At 40.9% G+C, this 23,721-nt stretch carries 20 protein-coding genes; 6 read left to right on the top strand and 14 right to left on the bottom strand.

The features are described from left to right. The 12 genes from IR173_RS16295 to IR173_RS16235 form a co-directional block, all read right to left on the bottom strand. On the bottom strand, nt 1–208 hold a 208-nt coding region (locus tag IR173_RS16295), incomplete at its 3' end, for a hypothetical protein (RefSeq protein ID WP_237040571.1). A gap of 20 nt (nt 209–228) precedes the next feature. Then, entirely contained in the window at nt 229–1,440 is a 1,212-nt protein-coding gene (locus tag IR173_RS16290) for a 6-bladed beta-propeller (protein WP_237040570.1), read from the bottom strand. A 77-nt stretch (nt 1,441–1,517) separates the two neighbouring features. Further along, nucleotides 1,518–1,766, bottom strand: coding sequence for an NVEALA domain-containing protein (locus IR173_RS16285; protein ID WP_237040569.1), 249 nt, complete (start codon nt 1,764–1,766; stop codon nt 1,518–1,520). Between the two features lie 349 nt (nt 1,767–2,115). Then, nucleotides 2,116–3,051 (bottom strand): 6-bladed beta-propeller, encoded by a 936-nt coding sequence (locus IR173_RS16280; RefSeq protein WP_237040568.1) that lies wholly within the window; start codon nt 3,049–3,051, stop codon nt 2,116–2,118. 86 nt (nt 3,052–3,137) lie between these two features. Then, the gene (locus tag IR173_RS16275; protein ID WP_237040567.1) at nt 3,138–3,413 is read right to left on the bottom strand and encodes an NVEALA domain-containing protein; all 276 of its coding nucleotides are present in this window, start codon (nt 3,411–3,413) and stop codon (nt 3,138–3,140) included. Nucleotides 3,414–3,987: 574 nt separating this feature from the next. Continuing rightward, nucleotides 3,988–4,269: a hypothetical protein gene (locus IR173_RS16270; RefSeq protein ID WP_237040566.1), complete on the bottom strand. Its 282-nt coding sequence runs from the start codon at nt 4,267–4,269 to the stop codon at nt 3,988–3,990. A 163-nt stretch (nt 4,270–4,432) separates the two neighbouring features. Beyond that, nucleotides 4,433–5,614 (bottom strand): 6-bladed beta-propeller, encoded by a 1,182-nt coding sequence (locus IR173_RS16265; RefSeq protein ID WP_237040565.1) that lies wholly within the window; start codon nt 5,612–5,614, stop codon nt 4,433–4,435. Nucleotides 5,615–5,723: 109 nt separating this feature from the next. Further along, nucleotides 5,724–5,975 (bottom strand): NVEALA domain-containing protein, encoded by a 252-nt coding sequence (locus IR173_RS16260; protein ID WP_237040564.1) that lies wholly within the window; start codon nt 5,973–5,975, stop codon nt 5,724–5,726. Nucleotides 5,976–6,110: 135 nt separating this feature from the next. Beyond that, nucleotides 6,111–7,112 (bottom strand): TolB-like 6-bladed beta-propeller domain-containing protein, encoded by a 1,002-nt coding sequence (locus IR173_RS16255; protein ID WP_237040563.1) that lies wholly within the window; start codon nt 7,110–7,112, stop codon nt 6,111–6,113. Nucleotides 7,113–7,144: 32 nt separating this feature from the next. Further along, entirely contained in the window at nt 7,145–7,405 is a 261-nt protein-coding gene (locus tag IR173_RS16250; RefSeq protein ID WP_237040562.1) for an NVEALA domain-containing protein, read from the bottom strand. A gap of 578 nt (nt 7,406–7,983) precedes the next feature. Then, complete coding sequence (locus IR173_RS16240) at nt 7,984–11,223, bottom strand: glycoside hydrolase family 2 TIM barrel-domain containing protein (RefSeq protein WP_237040561.1); 3,240 nt, start codon at nt 11,221–11,223, stop codon at nt 7,984–7,986. Nucleotides 11,224–11,302: 79 nt separating this feature from the next. Beyond that, on the bottom strand, nt 11,303–11,575 hold the full coding sequence (locus IR173_RS16235; RefSeq protein ID WP_237040560.1) for an HU family DNA-binding protein: 273 nt from the start codon (nt 11,573–11,575) through the stop codon (nt 11,303–11,305). Between the two features lie 206 nt (nt 11,576–11,781). Between IR173_RS16235 and IR173_RS16230 the strand changes: the two genes are divergently transcribed. The 5 genes from IR173_RS16230 to secDF all read left to right on the top strand — a co-directional run bounded on the left by IR173_RS16230 (nt 11,782) and on the right by secDF (nt 19,682). Then, the gene (locus IR173_RS16230; RefSeq protein ID WP_237040559.1) at nt 11,782–12,459 is read left to right on the top strand and encodes a rhomboid family intramembrane serine protease; all 678 of its coding nucleotides are present in this window, start codon (nt 11,782–11,784) and stop codon (nt 12,457–12,459) included. Next, nucleotides 12,440–13,333 (top strand): rhomboid family protein, encoded by an 894-nt coding sequence (locus tag IR173_RS16225; protein WP_237040558.1) that lies wholly within the window; start codon nt 12,440–12,442, stop codon nt 13,331–13,333. Before IR173_RS16230 ends, IR173_RS16225 begins: the two co-directional genes overlap by 20 nt. A 3-nt stretch (nt 13,334–13,336) precedes the next feature. Next, the gene (locus IR173_RS16220; protein WP_237040557.1) at nt 13,337–14,416 is read left to right on the top strand and encodes an endonuclease/exonuclease/phosphatase family protein; all 1,080 of its coding nucleotides are present in this window, start codon (nt 13,337–13,339) and stop codon (nt 14,414–14,416) included. A gap of 27 nt (nt 14,417–14,443) precedes the next feature. Further along, nucleotides 14,444–16,531 carry a M3 family metallopeptidase gene (locus IR173_RS16215; protein ID WP_237040556.1) on the top strand — a complete coding sequence of 696 codons (2,088 nt, stop codon included), beginning with the start codon at nt 14,444–14,446 and terminating at the stop codon, nt 16,529–16,531. Between the two features lie 178 nt (nt 16,532–16,709). Further along, nucleotides 16,710–19,682 (top strand): protein translocase subunit SecDF, encoded by a 2,973-nt coding sequence (gene secDF, locus IR173_RS16210; protein WP_237040555.1) that lies wholly within the window; start codon nt 16,710–16,712, stop codon nt 19,680–19,682. 87 nt (nt 19,683–19,769) lie between these two features. Here secDF and IR173_RS16205 read toward each other — a convergent pair whose 3' ends face one another. After that, entirely contained in the window at nt 19,770–20,834 is a 1,065-nt protein-coding gene (locus tag IR173_RS16205) for a sugar kinase (RefSeq protein ID WP_237040554.1), read from the bottom strand. An 84-nt stretch (nt 20,835–20,918) separates the two neighbouring features. Then, a complete protein-coding gene (locus IR173_RS16200; RefSeq protein WP_237040553.1) occupies nt 20,919–21,872 on the bottom strand; it encodes an NAD-dependent epimerase/dehydratase family protein in 954 nt (317 codons plus the stop codon). A gap of 172 nt (nt 21,873–22,044) precedes the next feature. Here IR173_RS16200 and kbl point away from each other — a divergent pair, with 172 nt between their 5' ends. Next, nucleotides 22,045–23,235 carry a glycine C-acetyltransferase gene (gene kbl, locus IR173_RS16195; protein ID WP_237040552.1) on the top strand — a complete coding sequence of 397 codons (1,191 nt, stop codon included), beginning with the start codon at nt 22,045–22,047 and terminating at the stop codon, nt 23,233–23,235. Nucleotides 23,236–23,721 lie beyond the last annotated feature (486 nt).

Below are 23,721 nucleotides of genomic sequence, written 5' to 3'. Positions count from 1 at the left end.
TATATAGATAGATGTCTCTTATACTCTTCCCTTCACCATAATGTTGTAGTTTTGATAGTATCCGCAGATTGTCAACACGCTGTTCTAATAGTCTTTGTTGTCTCTCTATATTGGAATTTTCTTGATGATTTCGCTGTTTTCCATAATATAAAAAGACAAGAGAGAGAACTAAAATAATAATTATATCTTTAGCTTTTATCAATTTCATGATACATGATATTTACGTCTTTAGAAATCTTTTATTTTAATTCTCGCCAACGCAGGATTAGACTCCTCATCCAATTGACTGCATACTTCGACTAAATGTGGATATTTCTTGCAAAACAAGTCCCATTTCTTTTCTCCCAAAAGTTCTCTATAAGAGTTGAATCCGTTTAATAGCGTTTGCGGACTGATTACCCATAACAAATAGTCCCCGTCTTTGTAATGGGGAGTTTTCATAGGCTTTAAATTGACTAGGTTACCTTTCAAAAATAAATCATCTTTGATTTGCCGTCCGGTTAAGATTTTACCTGTTCTCTTTGAGTATATAGAGAAACAGCTATGATATTTTTCATCTACAGCATTAATAACAAAATAATTATTCATGTCTAATATCTCATCTATTGCTAGAAAACACTCACTCTTTTCTAACATATTTGCCCAGCTATTAACATCTCCATCTTCAGCAAACATTTTCCAAGAAAGGTTCTTATCTTTGAAATTTATTTGATAGAATGGGAGATATTCTTGTGTGGATATGTCAATCCGGTAAATTATATTGCTAAATGGATGATTGAAATAAATATAATTTTCATCAAACGCGAATGCTTCTCCACGACCAAAGCAATCGTTAATTCGAGCTTCTAATGGTGAAACCTCTAAAAAGTCTTTTATATAGCGGTCTTCACTGTCATGTAATGTTAGCAGCAAATTATTACGGTTACGAGCTCCAATATTGTAGGTAATGCTTTTCCCTTTTAAATAAACTATTTTATCAGAAGTGTCTCTTTGCTTTCGTTCGGATAACAGATTTCCTTCTATATCGAAATTCATCATGTTATAGACTTCTGCTATTTTTATGATAGAGTCCCCAACTATTGTGAAATCACGTAACTCTATATATTCCCCTGGTCCTTCTCCTTCTTTACTTATTTGTCTGATAAAGTGACCTTTTTTATCAAATATAAAAAGCTTCTTAGAATTCCATCCACTTGCGGAAAGAAGATAATAGTAGTCTTTAGTAGCAATGATACGTGGAATCCAGCCAATAAGATTATCATCTTTGGTTTCTAGAGGAACTAATTCAATGGAATCTACAAAAGTAGACATGTTTAAAACATCTTCAGATTCTGTCACTATGGTAATAGTAGTCGCATTAGAGTGAGATGCATGATTGTTTTCATTCTTACAAGACATGAGGAAAACCATCACTAAACATATAATATATATTTTTTTCATATTTCTATTATGTGATATAATTGCTTATTTATTAATCTTATAAGATAAAACCATATAAATAAGCAATTAAATATTAATTAGCAGGGAACCTGATTATGGACGTTGCAAATGCCACCGTCTTCGCGTTGGCAAATCTTACATCCATTTGCATATGATTTAAGAGCAAATCCATGATAATTCTCAATTTCATTGTCATCAGCCAATGCTTCCACATTAGCTAAAACCAACTCAGACATCATATCCGACTTCTGAGAGTTGTACACATTATACCCTGCCAGCAAAGCAAATGCAGCAACCAGTGTTGCTTTCAAAATATTCTTTTTCATCTCTTTTCTATGTTTCGATGATTAATAAAAGTTGTTTTCATCTTTTGTCGGAAAGAACTCCACAGCAGAAAAAGCAAATACATGACTTGCAGATTCTGATTGTTTCCATTAAGTTTGCATCGGACTAATCCTCCTTTCTTTAAGGAGAAACCCAAGGGAAGGAAGGGTTTCTCTAAATTAAACTTTATTTATTTTGCATTCCCTGCTATCATTAACCGAAGCGGGGATGTTTTTTGTATTGCAATACAACATCTTATTTAAGCGATGGGTAGCCCTTTATATAAGTTTCTGGCCTCTTTGCCTTGAAATAATACCAAGCGAAGAAACGGTGGCTGACACAATGACATATCTAATTCTTAAGATGTAATATCTGTAATATCGGATTGTCATCCGTATTCTCTTTCCTGTATCCAAAGACAAATCGGTTGTGATTGCAGGACGAAGTCATATAGGTATATTTAACTCTGTCAATATCATTCACCAAACGTTTCCCTATTTGAAAATCTCCATTTTGTTTATTGTATAAAAACACTCTTAAACCTGATTCCGCACGCCAATATGTTGCGTACAACCAATGGGAACTTTCTATATAATTTGTCCGAATGAAATCGGGCAAATGTTGGGTGGAAACATCTTCTGTATAGGATTGTGTAGGAAGTGGATAGATTTTAAAAGGTATTTGTTGTCTTAATGCTCCTTTCTTATCATAACTGTAAACTATATTATCAAAAGGAGGTGCCATGAAAGTTATCTCATTGTCATAACCCATTAATTCCCAATTAAAATTGCATGGCAAATTGTAGGTTCGTTTTATTAATTGCGTCGACTTATGATTCTGTGAAGAATAAGAATAGACTCCTCCAATGCTGTCCGGGGCTCCCAACATTGATAATAGATATCCATCAGCGGTCTTCTTGAAATCTGAGGGATATATATCAAGTACTGTTTTATCAATGAATTTACCATCAGGGGAATATCGCAGGATGGATTTATTCCAGCCGTCCAATAATAACAGTTCCCTGTTGTCGGCATCATATTCAAACTGTATCAGGTTTATATATTCTCCGGGACCGTTACCCTGATGATGAAGTGAGCGTATGAATTTCCCTTTTGTGCTATATATCCAGACGGACTGTTGTGGGGTGTCTAAAATGAAGATGTATTGATTGGTCAGGATAGCATCCGTTATCTCCCTTATTAAACAATCATCTTTTGTTTCCAATGGTATATAACTCAAGGAGTCAACAAACGAGGAATAATACAGGGTATCACTATCTGTTGCCATCAAATCTATTTTGATTAAAGTAGTATCCTTTTGTTCTACACAACTTGTGCACAACAAAAGGAACATGAATATACATCTATACATAATTAGCGGCAGTTTCCCCATGTTAATTTATTATTGCAAGTATCATAAGGATGCGTCAGTTCGCAACGCTTGCCCGTAAGATTCCCATCTGAATCATTACAATCTCTTAGGCCATATCCATAAGAGGTGTTCACATCAATTTCACCGCTAGCCAATGCTTCCACATTAGCCAAAGCCAACTCAGACATCACATCCGATTTCTGAGAGTTATACACATTATACCCTGCCAGCAGAGCAAATGTCGCAACCAATGTTGCTTTCAAAATATTCTTCTTCATCTTCGTTTTATTCTTCGATGATTCATTAATCTTATTTTCATCTTTTGTCGGAAAGAACTCCACCGCAGAAAAAGCAAATACATTACTTGCAGATTCTGATTATTTCCATATATGCATACTCTTTGTCGACTATTTGTTAAAAAGTAAGATTATATAGAAATAGCTTTACCTCTAATGTGCATGAGAATGCAAATATAGTAAAAGAATATTTTATTCCTTGATAACCAGCTTCTTTATTCCCTCTCTCATCTGTTTTATTGCAGTGGATTGTATTTTCGGCTCTTTTTCCATTACTATCTTTGCATCCTGTTCCAGTTTTTGTCGTTGATAACCTCCCGGTTCCGCATGTGGTTTTGCCTAATTTTTNNNTTTTTATGAATCATACTATATTTTTGATTCTAAAATAGCCAGGTAATCATCTATATAATTTCTGTTGCTATAATCTATTATCATAAGATTATCAATAATCATTCTTTCGGAAATAAGAAAAGCTAAAGCATAATCATTATATTCCGGGTACAGACCAAGATTAGTTTTAATACGATATACTGGAACTTCTATTTTATGTTCATTTTTAAATATCTTGAAATCCTAATTTATTTTCATTTCCTATTAGCCTACTGAATAATACACTATCTTTATTTAAAGTATATAGATAGATGTCTCTTATACTCTTCCCTTCACCATAATGTTGTAGTTTTGATAGTATCCGCAGATTGTCAACACGCTGTTCTAATAGTCTTTGTTGTCTCTCTATATTGGAATTTTCTTGATGATTTCGCTGTTTCCCATAATATAAAAAGACAAGAGAGAGAACTAAAATAATAATTATATCTTTAGCTTTTATCAATTTCATGAAACATGATATTTACGTCTTTAGAAATCTTTTATTTTAATTCTCGCCAACACAGGATTAGACTCTTCATCCAANCCATAATATAAAAAGACAAGAGAGAGAACTAAAATAATAATTATATCTTTAGCTTTTATCAATTTCATGAAACATGATATTTACGTCTTTAGAAATCTTTTATTTTAATTCTCGCCAACACAGGATTAGACTCTTCATCCAATTGACTGCATACCTCGACTAAATGTGGATATTTTTTGCAAAACAAGTCCCATTTCTTTTCTCCCAAAAGTTCTCTATAAGAGTTGAATCCGTTTAATAGCGTTTGCGGACTGATTACCCATAACAAATAGTCCCCGTCTTTGTAATGGGGAGTTTTCATGGGCTTTAAATTGACTAGGTTACCTTTCAAAAATAAATCATCTTTGATTTGCCGTCCGGTTAAGACTTTACCTGTTCTCTTTGAATATATAGAAAAATAGCTATGATATTTTCCATCTACGGCATTAATAACAAAATAATTATTCATGTCTAATATTTCATCTATAGCTAAAACCTTATCGTCTTCCCTCAACAATTTTCCCCAAATATTAACGTCTCCATTTTCTGGGAATATATCCCAAGAAAGACTCTTATCTTTATAATCTATTATATAGTGAGGCGTGTATTTTTGTGTATCTATGTCAACTTGATATATGATATTACTGAGCGGATGATTAAAATATATATATTTTTCATCGGAAGTGAATGCTTCTCCGCGACTAAAACAATCACTAATTTGAGATTCTAAAGAAGATACTTTAAAAAAATCCGTAACATAATTATCGGCATTATCAAGTAATGTCAATAGTAAATTACCACGCTGTTGTGACCCTGGATTATAAGTTATAGTTTTTCCTTTTAAATGAACCATTTCCATTGCAGTAGCCTTTTGCTCCTTTTCAAACAAAAAGTTCCCTTCCATATCAAAGTTCATTATATTATACACTTCTGCCATTTTTATAATGGAATCTCCAATTATTGTGAAATCACGTAAATCTATATATTCTCCAGGCCCTTCTCCTTCTTTACTTATCTGCCTGATAAAGTGTCCTCTCTTATCAAACATAAAAAGCTTTTTGGAATGCCATCCGCTTGCGGAAAGAAGATAATAGCAATCTTTAGTAGCAATAATACGTGGAATCCTACCAATAAGATTATCATCTTTGGTTTCTAGAGGAACTAATTCAATGGAATCTACAAAAGTAGACATGTTTAAAACATCTTCACGGCTAACATCTATTGAGATAACTGTAGCATTAGGAGCTTGTTCTTGGACGCCTTTGTTTTTGCATGATACTAAAAAAGCCATTAATAGACATAGTATATACGTATTTTTCATAATTTGTCAGTGTTAGAATATTGCTTATTTATGAACTCAATATATTAAAATGCAGAATTCATAAATAAACAATTAAATATTAATTAACAGAGAACCAGGTCGTGGACATTACAAATACCATCATTATGGCGTTCACAAACTTTACAGCCATTGGCTTATCATAAAGGGAAAATCCATGATAATTCTCAATTTCATTGTCATCAGCTAATGCTTCCACATTAGCCAAAGCCAACTCAGACATCACATCCGACTTCTGAGAGTTATACACATTATACCCTGCCAGCAGAGCAAATGTCGCAACCAATGTTGTTTTCAAAATATTCTTTTTCATCTTCGTTTTATTCTTCGATGATTCATTAATCTTATTTTCATCTTTTGTCGGAAAGAACTCCACCGCAGAAAAAGCAAATACATGACTTGCAGATTTTGATTGTTTCCATTAGGTTTGCATCGGACTAATCTTATTCTATTTGTCTTTTTTTATGAATCTATATAAGATAGTCTTGTCTATTGCAGAGACATAACCAACAATATGTCCGTCTGCATCTACATTTATGGAACTGACCTTTTTCTTTAAAAAATATGTCTCTTTCGGGGAACCGTTGAAATCATAAGTTTCAATGATATCACCTGTTTCAGTTCCATCACTGGATTTCAAACATAAAATTAACCCTGAGTAGGTAGCGACAGAAAGGTAATATTGCATCAGATTATTATAGTCTTTTATATCAGACTGATTATTTTTATTTCCTAAAGCAAACCGGGGCTTTATTTTGTTATCTGTAATTGAATATATTTCTATTCTGTCTATATACTTATAAGCTATTATTAAAGTAGAGTCTGATATGTTTTGTATAAAATCAAAAGGGGTATATGATGATTTTTCTTTTCGAATAAGATTTTTATATGAATCTAAAATTTCACCTTGTGCCAAATCAACAATATCCCAGTAGGAAAAATTACTTTCATCCACTTTCATCAAATATTTGTCATCCGCAATCTGACTGATGAAGGTAAAAGGTTTACATAGCCCTTTTCCATCATTATATAATGGCAGTGTTTTGACTACACGTATAGAATCATGTTCAGGTGTAACTTGTACCAACTTATGCCCCATAATATCATATAATAGTATATCTTTTGCTATAGCATCCCCACAATTTAAAGTTATAAATTCATTGGGACCTTGACCTATTTTTCCATAACCATATAGCTTTCTACAAGAGGGGTAAGAGTAAACTGATAGGAAATTATTTGTCACGCCATAGGTCACAAAACATAGGTTGTTTGCATTAATTTTCCAAGATAGTATATCAAATGTTTCTGCTATTTCTATTGAATCGGATATCTCCATTTCTTGAAATTCTGTGAAGGTTCTTTCTTTGTTGAAAAAATCTTCATGCTGCTTTTGTTTTGTGCATCCCAAAACAATTACTGAAAATAATAGCCAAATAGTATATTTTCTCATTCTGTTTTATTTTCCCATTAATGTCTTATCAATTAGTGGCAATTCCCTTCGCTGGTGTTAGGTGCTTTAGCAACCCAAACAGAGCAACAATCATATGCTCCACCTGATTTTCCCATAAATGCAGTATAGCCATTTGTATCATGGCATCCCTCATCTTTTCCATCAGCTAATGCTTCCACATTAGCCAAAGCCAATTCCGACATTCCCTCAGCCTTCTGAGAGTTATACACATTATATCCTGCCAGCAAAGCAAATGCAGCAACCAGTGTTGTTTTCAAAATATTCTTTTTCATCTCTTTTCTATTTTTCGATGATTTATTAATTTTGNTTCAAAATATTCTTTTTCATCTCTTTTCTATTTTTCGATGATTTATTAATTTTGTTTTCATCTTTTGTCGGAAAGAACTCCACCGCAGAAAAAGCAAATACATTACTTGCAGATTCTGATTATTTCCATTAACTTTGCATCGGACTAATCCTCCTTTCTTTAAGGAGAAACCCAAGGGAAGGAAGGGTTTCTCTAAATTAAACTTTATTTATTTGGCATTCCCTGCTATCATTAACCGAAGCGGGGATGCCTTTGTATTTCAATACACGGTTATCATCTTATTAAAATGGTTCCTTGTTGTAACTCCCCTTGGTGCAACCGCAAGATGTAGTGACATCCTGAATGACCGGCAGATTGTTATTAGCTGAAGGTTGCGTTAATCAAATGACATATATGCATAGGCTTATGCGTACGTACGTGTAGCCCGATGCGTATATACGTGTGAAGAAATAATCCGGCTGATATGGGAACTTTAATGAAAGGGGAATATCTAAAACCCTGCCATGGGGTTCTTTCCAATATCCCATGGCAGAGTTTAAAAGATTATTTCATCGGGGTGATAGTGAAGCCCCAGCTGTAAGCCTGGTTCGGGTTAATCAAAGCCCATTTTTCGGGCCATGCTCCCCAGCTGTCATAACCGCCTACGCCTTGTTGCTGCATGTCTACGCATACTTCTACGAAATCACGCGGAGTAATGTCATTGATATGAGTTTGGCGGCGGAGAACATCTTTTGCTTTAGCTTCGCTGCGATTGGCTATTTCTTCGGCTGAGAAATTGTTCCATTGGCGCGGACAATTAGTGGTTTCTTCCGAGTCAAAATCTTCTACTGAGTTGCGCAATGCATTGAAACCGAATGTCTTGTCGGATGTGATGCGTAATCCTTTACCGTTCTTTTTGCTCAATGACACCCAACGGGTATCGAGGTGGTGACCGTTTTCTTGCGGACGGACGTAAGGGTAATACATAGCATCGGCTGTTGTCTTATAGAGGTCGACGATGGTTCCTGCCTTGCGGTCGATGTAGTTTTCTTCAGGGCCACGACCGAAGTAGGTAACTTGGTTCATTTCTGCCGGCAGACGGAAACGTACACCGATACGAGGTACTTCTGCTTTGATGTCTGCTGCCTTGAAGTCACAACCTACATGTAGGCTGCCGTTCTTGCCAAAGGTGTAATTTACAATGTATTGGTTGCCGGCAGGCAATGCGTAAGTGACACTCAGAGTGTTGTCGGCAAATGAAGTATGGGCCACCTTGAAGTCCTTGCTTGACTGTTTCCACACATGGGTGCGCTTGGGCTCGCCGTTACCGTAATCATTGTCATTCGGTGCACGCCAGAAGTTGGGCTGAATGCCAAAGCCGTCTTTGAAATATTCGGTGCCGTTTACTTTATAAGAGGTAACGATGCCACTCTTTTCGTTCAGGACAAATTGCATTCCGTTGCCCGAAACTACCATTTCGTCTCCGTTTTTCACTGCTTTCATTCCCTTGCCTGCCATGAACTCGTCTTTCAAAGGCTCGATAGGCAATTGGAATTGGTCACGTGCAATTTCGTGACCTGCCGGAATCAGGATTTCAGGTTCGACGGCAATGACATGGAAATTGACGAAATATTCGGTATCTTTCTTGGCTTTCAAACCGTTTACATTTACCGTGAATTCTTTGGAGGCCTGCGGAGCAATGTCTAACGAGACTTTTCCGCTTCTTATAATCTTATTGTTGGCTTTCAGCTCATATACAATCATATACTTCTTCAGGTTGGTGAAGTAGAAACGGTTGGTGATAAGGAACTTGCCTTGTGCCGCATCGGTCATTTCGAAACCTACATTCTGATAAGCGTATTTCACTTCTGCCATGGCAGGGTGTGGATTACGGTCGGGGTTGACAATACCGTTGCAAAGGAAGTTGCCGTCGCTAGGTGCGTCTTTTCCGAAATCGCCGCCGTATGCCCAGAACGGACGTCCGTTTTCATCTTTCTGCAAAATACCCTGATCTACCCAGTCCCAAATATATCCGCCTTGCAGGTTGGGATATTTATAGATGGCTTGCCACTGTGCCCACAGGCCACCGGTGGAGTTACCCATGGCGTGTGCATACTCGGATGGCATGATAGGACGGTCACTGCCTTCTTTGCCTATCGATTCAAACCAGCTTGCACCGGGGTACTGAGGAACGAACATATCGGTATTCCACTCCCATTGTGCGCGTTCGTAGTTCACAGGGCGGTTCATGCCTTTGGTTTCACGGTTTTTCACCCAAAGGTAAGTCTGATAGAAATTATATCCGTTTCCGGCTTCATTACCCAATGACCAGAAGGTTAAAGATGGGTAGTTCTTATTGCGTTCATACATATTGATGGTGCGGTCCATGTGGGGTTTCAACCATTCGGGGTTGTTGCCTAATGTGCCGCCTTTGCGGAGGTCGTATTTCATGCCGTGGCTTTCGATATTGGCTTCATCGTATACATAAAGGCCATATTCATCGCAGAGCTCATAGAACTTGCGGTCTTGCGGATAGTGACACAGACGGACGGTGTTGATATTGTTCTGCTTCATCAGCTCAAAGTCTTTGCGCATCAGTTCTTCGGGAACATAGTGGCCGGTTGCTTCGTTGTGCTCGTGAATGTTCACGCCCTTCATCTTTAACGGTTGACCGTTGACAAAGAAGCAGATATAAGGTTTGCCGTTTCCTGCAATTTGGTCAATCGGTTTGATTTCAAAGCGACGGAAGCCGACATTGAAGGGAATAACTTCTGTTGTTTTTCCGCCTTCTTTTAAAGAAATCAATAATTTATAAAGGTTGGGTTGTTCGGAAGTCCAAGTCTTTACATTATTTAATGCAGCATTGAAGGTAACGGTGTTTTTTCCGTCTGCGCTGACACTGCAAGGTGTCTCGGCAGAGGTGACAACTTTCTTATTGGCATCCAGCAACTCGTAAGCTACGGTTACGTTCTTGTTGGCGGCGGTATGGTTAGTCACATTTACGTCCAGTTTGAAGATACCGTTCTTGTAAGTATCGTCAAGGGTAGAGATTACTTCGAAATCCTGAACGGCAGTCTTCGGCTGTGAGAATAAGAATACATCTCTTTCAATTCCGCTCAGACGCCAAAAGTCTTGGCACTCCAGATAAGAACCGGTGCTGTAACGGAAACACTTCACCACCAATGAGTTCTTGCCCGGTTGCAAATAGTTGTTAATCAGAAACTCTGCCGGATTCTTAGAGTCTTCGCTATATCCGACTTCTTTCCCGTTGAGGTATACATAGACGCCTGATTTAGCTCCTTCCAGACGGAGATATATGTCGCGTCCGTCCCAATCGGCGGGAATCTCGATGTCGCGCTGATAGACGCCTACCGGATTGGCCTCGGGCAAATGCGGCGGTTGCGGGTTGCTGGGCTGGAAATCGTATGGCTGATTGGTATAGATGGCTGTTCCATATCCTTGTACTTCCCAGTTGCCGGGAACATTGATTTCTTTCCATGCAATGCCGGCACCGGGCTGTTCGATGTTGGCAGGTAAATCTTTATAAGCATCTACATAGTAGAAGTTCCATTTTCCGTTTAGCAATTTATAATAAGGGCTATTTTCGTATTTGCCGGTCAGTGCCCGGTCCGGATTGTCGTATGACATGAAAGCCGTGCGGGGGGCTTCTTTGTTTACTGCTACGGTTTGGATATCTTTCCAATAAGGAAGTTTACTCCCTTCTGCACTGATGGTTTGTGCTGAGAATGCACAGAGAGCTGTGCCAATGAGGTATCTCAATAAGGTTGTTTTCGTAATATTCATAGATTGTCAGTTGTTTAAAGAAAAAGGGCGCTATTGCTGGCGCCCCTCTCTTAAGTCCTTTACGTTTAAAATAAGCAATTTATTGGATTTCTTCCGATAATTCAGCACCAGCCTTGAATTTGATTGCTTTTCTTGCTTTAATGGTGATAGACTCTTTGGTCGCCGGGTTGATACCCATTCTTTCTGCTTTTTCTACAACAGAGAAAGTACCGAAACCAACTAAAGATACTTTGTCACCACTCTTCAGAGCGTTTGAAACTGCTGAAACCACTCCTTCAACAGCTTTCTTTGCATCGGCTTTGCTCAAGCCTGATTCAGCGGCTACTGCGCTGATAAGATCTGCCTTATTCATAATGAAAATGATTAATTATTAATGTAACACAAAAGAATTTTCAAAATCAAGGACAAATATAAAGTTTCAAAATTAGAAATCAAACAGATAGCCTAAAAAAGATAAGCCAAAAATCAAAAAAACGTAAGAGAATGGGGTTTTTCTGCTGAATAACAGAATAAAATTGTAAATTTGCAAGCAATCAATGAATTATAGAAGAAAAGAATATGAATAGTATACCTGTTGTAACAAAGAATATATTGATAATAAACGTGCTATGCTTTTTCGGAAGTGTGGTGGCCACAAAATATGGGATTAACTTAAATGACTTGCTGGGACTGCATTTCTTTTTGGCTTCTGATTTTAACCCTGCACAGTTGATTACATATATGTTTATGCATGCCAATTTTCAACACATATTTTTTAACATGTTTGCTGTGTGGATGTTTGGGCGTACGCTTGAACTGGTTTGGGGGCCGAAACGTTTTCTGTTCTATTATATATTGTGCGGTATCGGTGCCGGTCTGGTGCAGGAGGGGGTGCAATATATCCAGTATGCCACTGAATTGGTCAATTATGAGGGGGTCAATACGGGAATTACTGTGATTCCGATGGCGGAATATCTCAATTTGATGACTACTGTGGGGGCATCGGGAGCCGTATATGCTATTTTGCTGGCTTTCGGTATGTTGTTTCCCAATAGTCAGATGTTTGTATTTCCCATTCCGTTTCCTATCAAGGCGAAGTACTTTGTGATGGGATATGCAGCGTTGGAGATTTACTTGGGTTTCGGAAGCTCGGCTGACGGCATTGCTCATTTCGCTCATTTGGGAGGAATGATATTTGGCTTTATATTAATAATGTATTGGAGAAAAAAGAATAATAATGGGCAGTTTTATTACTGATTTAAAGAACAGTTTCAATCGGGGTAATATATATATCCAGTTTATATATATTAATGTGGGGGTGTTTGTATTGACATCCCTTTTGGGAATTCTGTGGATGCTGTTTAACCGTAACGGTGCATTTATTCTGCAATATCTGGAGTTGCCTGCATGGACGGTGCAGTTTATCAGGCAGCCGTGGTCTCTGTTTACTTATATGTTTATGCATGCCGGAGTGTTGCACTTGCTGTTTAATATGCTGTGGCTCTATTGGTTCGGACAGTTGTTCCTTTCTTTCTTCTCGGCCAGGCATTTCCGCGGCTTGTATATCTTAGGCGGGTTTTGTGGCGGTTTGCTTTATATGTTGGCTTACAATGTCTTTCCATATTTCAGTGATTCACTTTATTATTCTTATTTATTGGGGGCCTCGGCTTCTGTATTGGCTATTGTGGTGGCAACGGCTGTCCGTGAGCCTGACTATCCGGTACATTTCATGTTTATCGGAACGGTGCGGTTGAAATATGTGGCCCTGTTTATGGTGGTGACTGATTTGCTGTTTATGACCTCGGGCAATGCCGGCGGGCATATTGCACACTTGGGAGGGGCATTGGCCGGATGGTGGTTTGCCTCCGGGCTGACTCGCGGACATGATGCAACGGCGTGGATTAACCGTTTTATCGATTGGGTGGCAGGCGGATTTACGGTACGTCGTTCTCCGAAGAAGCCCAAAATGAAAGTGCATTATGGCGATAAGGCGAAGGATTATGACTATAATGCCCGTAAGAAGCAGAATAGTGACGAGATAGACCGCATATTGGACAAACTGAGGAAATCTGGTTATGACAGTCTTACGTCGGATGAGAAGAAAAGCTTGTTTGATGCAAGTAAAAAATAGAATATGAAATATATCGGTCGGCTTTTAGGTTGGATATTATTGGGGATAAATATATGCATGGCGGTATTATTGCTGATTTGTGCGTATAGTTCTTACACCAATCCGGTGGAGCACCCTGTGTGGTCGTGTGCCGGCCTTGCGTTTCCGGCTTTTCTGATAGCGAATGTTTTATTCTTTCTCTTTTGGCTGGTGGTATACCGCAGGTATGCCTTGCTGTCTCTCCTGACTTTTTTCTGTTGCTTTGGCGCTATCCGCACTTATATGCCTGTCAATCTGTTCGGAAAAGAACCTCCTAAGGATGCCATTAAAATATTGTCATACAATACGATGGCGTTTGAACAGGGACATCCTAACTTGAAGGATAACCCTAATTCGGTATTGGAATATCTGCGAAACAGTAATGCGGATATTATTTGTCTGCAAGAATATATATTGAGCAATCGGTTGACTAAAAAGGATGTGGATTATGCTTTGAGGGACTATCCGTATAAGCATTACTATAAGCTGACCGGTGTCAATGGGGTGGGGTGTTACTCACGCTATCCTATCTTGTCGGCGCATCCGGTCGACTATGAGAGCCGCACCAATGGGTCTGTGGCCTATACGATAAATGTGAAGGGAGACACCTTGCTGGTGGTTAATAATCATCTGGAATCCAATAAGTTGACGGAGAAAGACAAGGCTGTCTATCGGGAGATGATAAAAGACCCGGATAAGGCCAAAGTGTCGGAAGGTTCTCGCTTGCTGATAGGCAAACTGGCGGAGGCTTCGGCTATCCGCGCTTCGCAAGCTGACTCCATAGCAAAATTGGTTGCCGGTTTTAAAGGTGGAGGAGTGATTGTCTGCGGTGATTTTAATGATTCTCCTTTATCTTATGCCCACCGGGTAATCGGGAAGGAGCTGAATGATGCTTTTGTACAGTCGGGCAACGGATTCGGGATATCTTATAATCAGAACCATTTTTATTTTCGTATCGATCATATCCTGTTGAGTAAGAATTTGGAATCTTATCAATGTACGGTAGACAAGACAATAAAGAGTTCGGATCATTATCCCATCTGGTGTTTTGTGGCAAAGAAATAATTCGTTTACCTTTAATTTAATATGAGTATGAAGAAACTAGTATTTACGTTAGCAACTTGTTGTATAATGTGTGCATGTGAACAAAAGACAGAAACGAATCCGTTCTTTACGGAGTTTCAGACAGAGTATGGCGCTCCCGATTTTGATAAAATCAAGATAGAGCACTATGAGCCTGCATTCTTAAAAGGCATAGAAGAACAGAATGCCGAGATAAAAGCAATTGTGGAGAATCAGGAAGCTCCCGACTTCGAGAATACGATTGTAGCGTTGGATAATAGCGGAAAGACACTGGCACGTGTCAGGGGGGTCTTCTTTGCATTGACGGAGGCCGACACGAATGATGCGATGAGTGCATTGAGCGAAAAGATTGCTCCCGTGCTTTCCGGACATAATGATAATATTTATCTGAATCAGGATTTATATAAGCGTGTGGCTGCTGTGCAGCAACAGGAGCAAGAAGGCAAAATAACGCTGACCACAGAGCAACATCGCCTTTTGGATAAATATTATAAAGCGTTTGTGCGTGCGGGCGCAGGATTGGATGCCGGGAAGCAAGACCGTCTTAGGGAGATAAATAAAGAACTGTCTACACTGGCTATTACGTTCAGCAATCATGTCTTGAATGAAAATAATGCTTACCAGCTGGTTATAGAGGACGAAGCAGAACTGGCAGGATTGCCGGAATGGGTAAAAGCAGGTGCGGCGGAAGAGGCCAAGGCTGCCGGAAAAGAAGGTAAGTGGCTGTTTACCTTGCAGAACTCAAGCCGTTTGCCGCTATTGCAGTATGCCGACAACCGCGGGCTGAGAAAGAATATTTATGAGGCCTATGTCAATCGCGGCAATAATGGGGATGCTAACGATAATAAAGAGATTCTGAAGAGAATTATTTCTTTACGCTTAGAGAAAGCCAATTTGTTAGGCTTTGATTGCTATGCCAATTTCGTGTTGGATGAGAATATGGCAAAGAACGCTAAGGCAGTGATGGATTTCTTGAATAATTTGTGGGGATATTCCTTGAAAAATGCAAAGGCGGAAGCTGCCGAATTGCAGAAAATCATGGATAAAGAAGGAAAAGGAGAGAAGCTTGCCGCATGGGACTGGTGGTATTATGCCGAAAAACTTCGTCAACAGAAATATAATCTGAATGAGGATGAAATCAAGCCTTATTTCAGTTTGGATGATGTGCGCAACGGTTTGTATTATGTTGCCAATCAACTGTATGGCATTACTTTGACAGAACTGAATAATATTCCTGTTTACGAACCGGATGTGAAGGTTTATGAGGTGAAAGATGCCGACGGCTCTTATTTGGGGTTGTTCTATGCCGATTATTTCCCTCGTGCAGGCAAGCGTGGGGGAGCCTGGATGGATAACTTCCGCCAGCAGGCAGGCGATGTGCGGCCATTGATTTATAATGTGGCCAGCTTTACAAAGCCCGCAGGCGATATGCCTTCGTTGCTGACACTGGACGAAGTGGAGACAATGTTCCACGAATTCGGACATGCTCTTCACGGAATGCTGACCAAATGTAACTATTTGGGCGTATCGGGTACGAATGTAGCTCAGGACTTTGTGGAGCTGCCTTCGCAGATAATGGAACACTGGGCTATGGAGCCGGAAGTACTGAAGGTATATGCCAAGCACTATAAGACCGGTGAGGTGATTCCCGATGAATTGATTCGGAAGATACAGGACCAAGATACCTTCAATCAGGGATTTATGACAACCGAACTATTGGCAGCCGCCTTGCTCGATATGGAATTGCATAATCTGACCGACACCGAAAATCTGGATGTAGTGGCCTTTGAAAAGACGGTGATGGACAAGCTGGGCTTGATTCCTGAAATCGCACCCCGTTATCGTGCCACCTACTTCAACCATATTCTTAGCGGTTATGCTGCCGGATATTACAGTTATCTGTGGGCGGAAGTATTGGACGCAGATGCCTTTGAAGCTTTCAAGGAACATGGATTGTTCGATAAAAATACCGCAGACTCTTTCCGCCGGAATGTTCTGGAAAAGGGTGGAACAGAAGATCCTATGGTGCTTTACAGAACGTTCCGCGGTGCCGAACCGAGCTTGGAACCATTGCTTAAAAACAGAGGACTGAAATAAAATACCCCATGAAATAGAATAAATTAGGCTGCGAAATATACTTTTGCAGCCTTTTTTCTTGTTTGAAATTCAAATATTTGTGTTTCATGCCGTGCGAATGTGAAAAAAAAACTATATTTGCAACCTTGTATAAACTAAGAATTAATCAAAAAGTAAAAATAATAAATTTCAAAGTAACATGCAAAACAAAGGATTTGTAAAGGTTTTTGCGGTATTACTTACCCTTGTATGTGTGTTTTATCTTTCTTTCTCTTTTGTGACCCGCTATCACATGAACAAAGCGGCACAAGATCCGAAGGGTGAAGCACACTACCTTGATTCTATGCAGAATGAAAAAGTTTATCTGGGTAGTTATACGCTGAAACAGTGTCGTGAGATGGAGATTGGTCTGGGTCTGGACCTTAAAGGTGGTATGAACGTTATCCTTGAAGTTTCTGTACCGGATGTGGTGAAGGCATTGGCCGACAACAAAACCGATGAAGCTTTCAACAAGGCTATATCAGAAGCTGCCAAACAGTCTATTACCAGTCAGGACGACTTTATTACTCTGTTTGTCAGAGAATACAAGAAAGAAGCTCCACAAGGAAAGTTGGCTGAACTGTTCGCTACTCAGCAGTTGAAAGACAAAGTAAATACCCGCAGCTCTGACGCTGACGTAGAAAAGGTATTGCGCGAAGAAGTCAAAGCTGCCATTGATAACTCTTATAATGTATTGCGTACCCGTATCGACCGCTTCGGTGTGGTTCAGCCTAATATCCAGGCTTTGGAAGGCAAGATGGGACGTATCATGGTGGAACTTCCGGGTATCAAAGAACCGGAACGTGTGAGAAAACTCTTGCAGGGTTCTGCTAACCTTGAGTTCTGGGAAACTTTCGATGCTAAAGAAATCTATCCTTATCTGACTGCTGCTGATAACAGATTGCGTGCTATCCTTGCTACTGATGATGCTGCTACTGACTCTACTGCCGTTGAGACTGCCGATACAAAGACGGTATCTGCTGCCGACAGTCTGGCTGCTGCATTGAAGGGTGAAGCTGCAAACAACACTGTTGCTATGGAACAAATGAAGAAAGAACACCCGTTGGCTTCTATTCTTCAGTTGAACCCGAATGGTAGCTGTGTGGTAGGTTATGCTGATTATAAAGATACTGCCCAGGTAAATACTTACCTTGCCATGAAAGAGGTAAAAGAAATGTTGCCGAAAGACCTTCGCCTGAAATGGGGCGTGAAAGGTGCTGATTTCGACAAGACCGGACGTATCTTCGAATTATATGCCATCAAGTCAAGCGAACGTAACGGACGCGCTCCGTTGGAAGGTGACGTGATTACTGATGCCAAGGATGAGTTCGACAGCTTCGGCAAACCTTGCGTAAGTATGTCTATGAACACTGACGGTTCTCGTCGCTGGGCTGTCTTGACTAAGAATAATGTAAATAAGGCTATCGCTATCGTATTGGACGGCTATGTATATAGTGCTCCTAACGTAAACGGTGAAATCACCGGCGGACATTCTCAGATTACCGGTCACTTTACTCCCGAAGTAACAAAGGACTTGGCTAACGTATTGAAGTCTGGTAAGATGCCGGCTCCCGCACGTATCGTTCAGGAAGATATCGTTGGTCCGTCATTGGGTCAGGAATCTATCAATCAGGGTATCATTTCATTCGTAGTGGCATTGATTCTGTTGATGATTTACATGTGTGCTATGTACGGACTGATTCCGGGTATGGTTGCCAACTGTGCCTTGGTTGTGAACTTCTTCTTTACGCTGGGTATCCTTACTTCATTCCAGGCTGCATTGACAATGTCGGGTATTGCCGGTATGGTGCTTTCACTGGGTATGGCAGTGGATGCCAACGTATTGATTTACGAACGTACAAAAGAAGAATTGAGAGCAGGAAAGGGTGTCAAGGCTGCTTTGGCTGACGGTTACTCGAATGCATTCTCAGCTATCTTTGACTCTAACTTGACTTCAATCATTACCGGTATCATCCTGTTCTATTTCGGTACAGGTCCTATCCGCGGTTTTGCTACCACACTGATTATCGGTATCCTCTGTTCATTCTTTACTGCCGTGTTCTTGACACGCGTGGTTTACGAACACTTCATGAACAAAGACAAATGGTTGGGATTGACATTTACGACAGGCATTTCTAAGAATCTGATGCAGAATGTTCATTATAACTTTATGGGTATGATGAAACGTTCGTTCACTGTATTCGGTATCATTATTGTAGCGTGTGTGGTTTCATTCGTTCTCCGCGGTTTGGCTCAGAGTATCGACTTCACCGGCGGACGTAACTTTGTGGTTCAGTTTGAACAGCAAGTAGAACCGGAAACTGTTCGCGACCTGCTGAAACAGAAGATTACCGAAGATAACGTACAGGCTATCGCTTTGGGTACAGACAAGAAAACCATCCGTATCACTACCAACTACCGTATCACTGAAGACTCTCCTACAATCGACTCTGAAATTGAAGAGTTCCTGTATCAGTCTTTGAAAGACGGTAACTTGCTAGGCGAAGGCACTACACTGGAAATATTTATCGACCGTGATAACCGTGCAGGCGGTTCAATCATCAGCTCTCAGAAGGTGGGTCCCAGTATCGCTGACGATATCAAGACTTCCGCTATCTGGTCTGTATTGCTTGCGTTGGTTGCTATCGGTTTGTATATCCTGTTGCGTTTCCGCAATGTGGCATATAGTGTCGGTGCAACGGTTGCATTGGCTGTGGATACCACTTTGATTATCGGTGCTTACTCATTGTGCTATGGCTGGGTTCCTTTCTCATTGGAAATCGACCAGACATTCATTGGTGCTATCCTGACTGCTATCGGTTATTCTATCAATGACAAGGTGGTTATCTTCGACCGTATCCGTGAGTTCTTCGGCTTGTATCCGAAACGTAACCGTATGCAGTTGTTCAATGATTCACTGAATACTACTTTGGCCCGTACTATCAATACTTCACTGAGTACATTGATTGTATTGTTGTGTATCTTCGTATTGGGTGGAGACAGTATCCGTAGTTTCGCATTTGCAATGATTCTGGGTGTCGTTATCGGTACTTTGACTTCATTGTTCATTGCCGCTCCGGTAGCTTACCTGACCTTGGGTCACAAGATGCCCGAAGAAGAAAAGAAGGCATAATAAGAATTAAATTGTCAATAGATAAAAAGAAAGGAGATTCCGCCATGGGAATCTCCTTTCTTTTTTATCTATTTCTTCTTCTCTTCTCTATCGGGCTACCCTTCCCGATGTATTTTCTTTCATCAGACTTTCCACCTCTTCCACAGTCACCTGATTGAAGTCACCGTATACGGTATTTTTCAGTGCAGATGCGGCAAGAGCAAACTCCAATGCTTTTTGGTCATTGTCGGGATATGTAAGTAAACCGTATATCATTCCTCCTACAAAGGCATCTCCGGTACCTACACGGTCGACTTCGTGAGTAATATCGTAAATACCCGTATATTTTAATGTTTGGTCGGAATAAAGTATGGCTGCAAGCAGATTATGGTTGGAAGTAACGGTGTTGCGCAATTCCAAAAATACTTTCCGGCAGCGCGGCACTATATCCGATATCTTTTGTCCGAATGCCTCGAACCCTTCCAACTCCAACGGATAAGCAGTGTCCACTGCTTGAAATCCTACCGGAGTGATGCCGAAAACTTCTTGGTATTCGGGCTCTGCACCGAAGATTACATCACTATATTGCACCAAGGGCAACATGACATCGGCAACCGAACGTCCGTAATTCCACAATTTCTTGCGCACATTCAGGTCACAGGAGATAGTTAAGCCCATACGGTCGGCCGTTTGTAAGGCTTCCAGACAGGCGTCGGCACCCTCTTGCGACAGTGAAGCGGCTATGCCCGACCAATGAAACCAACCGGCATCGGCGAATATCTTTTCCCAGTCTATCATGCCGGGGCGCAGGGTGGCAAAAGAAGACCCTTCACGGTCGTACACCACATTGGAGTTGCGAAATGAAGCGCCACTCTCAAGAAAATACAGCCCCATACGTTTTCCTCCGAGTACGATTCCTTCCGTGCCCAGTCCGTTGGCACGGAGCGATGCGATACATGCCTGAGCCATTGCATTGTCGGGCAGTCGGGTGACAAACTCTGTGGGAATTCCGAAGTTGGCGAGCGATACAGCCACATTAGCTTCACTGCCGCCATACGTGGCAATGAATTCGTTGGTTTGGGAGAAACGGCGGAAGTCGGGAGCAGTGAGACGGAGCATCACTTCTCCAAATGTAACGACCTTCCGGTTTGTTGCAATCGGTTTCTTGTTCATAGCTTGTTTTACTTATGAAAACAGCCTTCACAAGCCGGTGGCAAGACCGATTTATGAAGGCTGTAGGGTTTCCTAAGACAGTATTTATTTCTTGAAACGTTCTTTCAGCTTGGCAAGCATGTCCTTAGTCATGGTATCCAAGTCGTATTCAGGTTTCCAGCCCCATTCTTCGCGGGCACAAGTGTCGTCCAGTGAGTTAGGCCATGATTCGGCGATAGCCTGACGCAATGGGTCTACATTGTATTCCATTTCAAAATTAGGTTCGTATTCCTTAATCTTGTTGAAGATGATTTCAGGATCGAAGCTCATTGAAGCGATGTTGAATGAGTTGCGGTGAACGAACTTGCTCGGGTCGGCTTCCATGATTTCGATAGCGGCACGCAAGGCATCCGGCATATACATCATATCCATGTAAGTACCTTTACCGATAGGACAAACGAATTTCTCGCCTTTGGCTGCTGAATAATAGATGTCTACAGCATAGTCGGTTGTACCGCCGCCCGGAGGAGTCACGTAAGAAATCAAGCCCGGGAAACGTACCGAACGAGTGTCGACACCGAAGCGGATGTTGTAGTAGTCACTCAGCAACTCTCCGGAAACTTTGGTTACACCATACATAGTGCGCGGATTGCGGATAGTGTCCTGCGGAGTCTTGTCCTTCGGGGTGTTGTTGCCGAACACACCGATAGAACTCGGAGTAAATACGGCACAATTCATAGTGCGGGCTACTTCAAGCACGTTGAACAAACCGCCCATACCGATTTTCCATGCAAGCTGCGGTTTGGCTTCCGCTACGGCCGACAGCAAAGCTGCCAAGTTGTAGATAGTGTCAATCTGATACTTTGATACAGTTTCGGCAATCTGCTGCTCGTTAGTGATATCAACGATAGCCGACGGACCTGATTCTGCCAGTTCGCCCTTGGGCTCTGCACCGGGGATGTATCCCGCTACGATGTTACCATTATAAATACTTCTTAATTTCATTGTTAGCTCTGAGCCAATCTGACCGGTAGAGCCGATAATTAATACATTTTTCATAGTGTAATAATAATACGTTAGTTTGCTATTTGCGAGCAAAGATAGGCAGAAGCATTCAGATTTTATCAAAGTTTTCTTTATATTTTTGCAGAAATTCAAAAAAAAATAAGAACTTTGTCCGTCGAAGAGAAATATCTGAACTTAATCTTTAATACTTAATAAAATCAAAGCTATGTATGGTAAAATGAAAGAGTTCCTCACGAAGGAATTGGCTGGCATCAAAGAAGCCGGATTGTATAAAAACGAACGTATCATTACAACTCCCCAAAAGGCTGATATCAAAGTAAATGCAGGAGAAGAAGTATTGAACTTCTGTGCGAACAACTACTTAGGATTGTCAAACAACCAGCGTTTGATCCAAGCAGCGAAAGACGCAATGGACTCTCATGGCTTTGGTATGTCATCTGTACGTTTCATCTGTGGAACTCAGGACTTGCACAAACAACTGGAAGCTGCTATCTCTGATTATTTCAAAACCGAAGATACAATATTATATGCTGCCTGCTTTGATGCAAACGGTGGTTTGTTCGAACCGCTGCTGACCGACGAAGATGCAATCATTTCTGACGCATTGAATCATGCTTCCATTATTGACGGTGTACGTCTGTGCAAGGCAAAACGTTATCGTTATGCCAATGCAGATATGGCTGATTTGGAACGCTGCTTGCAGGAAGCTCAGGCTCAGCGCCACCGCATCATTGCTACTGACGGTGTGTTCTCTATGGACGGCAACGTGGCTCCGATGGATAAGATTTGCGAATTGGCAGAGAAGTACGATGCACTGGTAATGGTGGACGAATCACACTCGGCAGGCGTGGTAGGTCCGACCGGTCACGGTGTAGCCGAACAATACGATGTGTATGGACGTGTGGATATCTTCACCGGTACATTGGGTAAGGCATTCGGCGGTGCTATGGGTGGTTTCACTACAGGTAAGAAAGAAATCATCGACATGCTGCGTCAGCGTTCTCGTCCTTATTTGTTCTCTAACTCTGTTGCTCCTGCCATTGTGGGCGCCAGCCTTGAAATGTTCAAGATGTTGAAAGAAAGCGATGCGCTGCACACGAAGTTGATGGACAATGTAACTTATTTCCGCGATAAGATGCTGGCTGCCGGTTTCGATATCAAACCGACTCAGAGTGCTATCTGTGCAGTGATGCTGTATGATGCAAAACTGTCTCAGGACTTTGCTGCCAAGATGCAGGAAGAAGGTATTTATGTAACAGGTTTCTATTATCCGGTTGTGCCGAAAGGACAGGCTCGTATCCGTGTTCAGTTGTCTGCCGGTCACGAACGCGAACATCTGGATAAGGCGATTGCCGCATTTATCAAGGTGGGTAAAGAATTGGGCGTGATTAAATAATCATCCGTTCCGCCTTTCATCCGAAAGGATGATTGATAAGGGAGTGTGCCAAACCTCTGACTACTGTCGTTCCATAACAGGGCGGTGTCTCAGCGTTTTGGCATTCTCCCTTCTTTTTTTGTGTTTTCCGCCTGTTTCTGCCGCTTACGGGGGCAGTCTTCTTTCTCCCTCCCCTTATGTCCTTTCTTCCTATGTGTTAAGCCTTTTCTTGCTGTCAGCTACGTCTTTTCTTCCTGTCGGTTATTACAGACTTCCACAGTGGACCGTACAGTCTACGGCAATGGACTGTACAGTCTACAGCAGCGGACTGTATAGTCTACAGTAATGGACTGTAGTATATGTAAGGAAGAAAAGGCTTATGCTTGGGGAGTGAAAGGCTTATTCATAGGGCGGGGAATGCTTAAAGCCGGTTCTTGCTTTTTATCACTAGACGCGTAGGATAAGCAGTAAGAACCGGCAAAAGAAACTTTATGTAAGAGAGAGTAT

The organism is Phocaeicola faecalis (assembly GCF_021730445.1).
Taxonomy (GTDB): Bacteria; Bacteroidota; Bacteroidia; order Bacteroidales; family Bacteroidaceae; genus Phocaeicola; species Phocaeicola faecalis.
This window is presented reverse-complemented; position numbering and strand designations above follow the sequence as displayed.

Bases quoted from the DNA above. Each gene is read 5' to 3' on its own strand.
- kbl (WP_237040552.1), top strand. From the start codon at position 22,045: ATGTATGGTAAAATGAAAGAGTTCCTCACGAAGGAATTGGCTGGCATC.
- IR173_RS16285 (WP_237040569.1), bottom strand. From the start codon at position 1,766: ATGAAAAAGAATATTTTGAAAGCAACACTGGTTGCTGCATTTGCTTTG.
- IR173_RS16275 (WP_237040567.1), bottom strand. From the start codon at position 3,413: ATGAAGAAGAATATTTTGAAAGCAACATTGGTTGCGACATTTGCTCTG.
- IR173_RS16290 (WP_237040570.1), bottom strand. From the start codon at position 1,440: ATGAAAAAAATATATATTATATGTTTAGTGATGGTTTTCCTCATGTCT.
- IR173_RS16250 (WP_237040562.1), bottom strand. From the start codon at position 7,405: ATGAAAAAGAATATTTTGAAAACAACACTGGTTGCTGCATTTGCTTTG.
- IR173_RS16235 (WP_237040560.1), bottom strand. From the start codon at position 11,575: ATGAATAAGGCAGATCTTATCAGCGCAGTAGCCGCTGAATCAGGCTTG.
- IR173_RS16265 (WP_237040565.1), bottom strand. From the start codon at position 5,614: ATGGCTTTTTTAGTATCATGCAAAAACAAAGGCGTCCAAGAACAAGCT.
- IR173_RS16205 (WP_237040554.1), bottom strand. From the start codon at position 20,834: ATGAACAAGAAACCGATTGCAACAAACCGGAAGGTCGTTACATTTGGA.
- IR173_RS16260 (WP_237040564.1), bottom strand. From the start codon at position 5,975: ATGAAAAAGAATATTTTGAAAACAACATTGGTTGCGACATTTGCTCTG.
- IR173_RS16225 (WP_237040558.1), top strand. From the start codon at position 12,440: ATGGGCAGTTTTATTACTGATTTAAAGAACAGTTTCAATCGGGGTAAT.
- IR173_RS16215 (WP_237040556.1), top strand. From the start codon at position 14,444: ATGAAGAAACTAGTATTTACGTTAGCAACTTGTTGTATAATGTGTGCA.
- IR173_RS16200 (WP_237040553.1), bottom strand. From the start codon at position 21,872: ATGAAAAATGTATTAATTATCGGCTCTACCGGTCAGATTGGCTCAGAG.
- IR173_RS16270 (WP_237040566.1), bottom strand. From the start codon at position 4,269: ATGAAATTGATAAAAGCTAAAGATATAATTATTATTTTAGTTCTCTCT.
- secDF (WP_237040555.1), top strand. From the start codon at position 16,710: ATGCAAAACAAAGGATTTGTAAAGGTTTTTGCGGTATTACTTACCCTT.
- IR173_RS16230 (WP_237040559.1), top strand. From the start codon at position 11,782: ATGAATAGTATACCTGTTGTAACAAAGAATATATTGATAATAAACGTG.
- IR173_RS16240 (WP_237040561.1), bottom strand. From the start codon at position 11,223: ATGAATATTACGAAAACAACCTTATTGAGATACCTCATTGGCACAGCT.
- IR173_RS16255 (WP_237040563.1), bottom strand. From the start codon at position 7,112: ATGAGAAAATATACTATTTGGCTATTATTTTCAGTAATTGTTTTGGGA.
- IR173_RS16280 (WP_237040568.1), bottom strand. From the start codon at position 3,051: ATGGCAACAGATAGTGATACCCTGTATTATTCCTCGTTTGTTGACTCC.
- IR173_RS16220 (WP_237040557.1), top strand. From the start codon at position 13,337: ATGAAATATATCGGTCGGCTTTTAGGTTGGATATTATTGGGGATAAAT.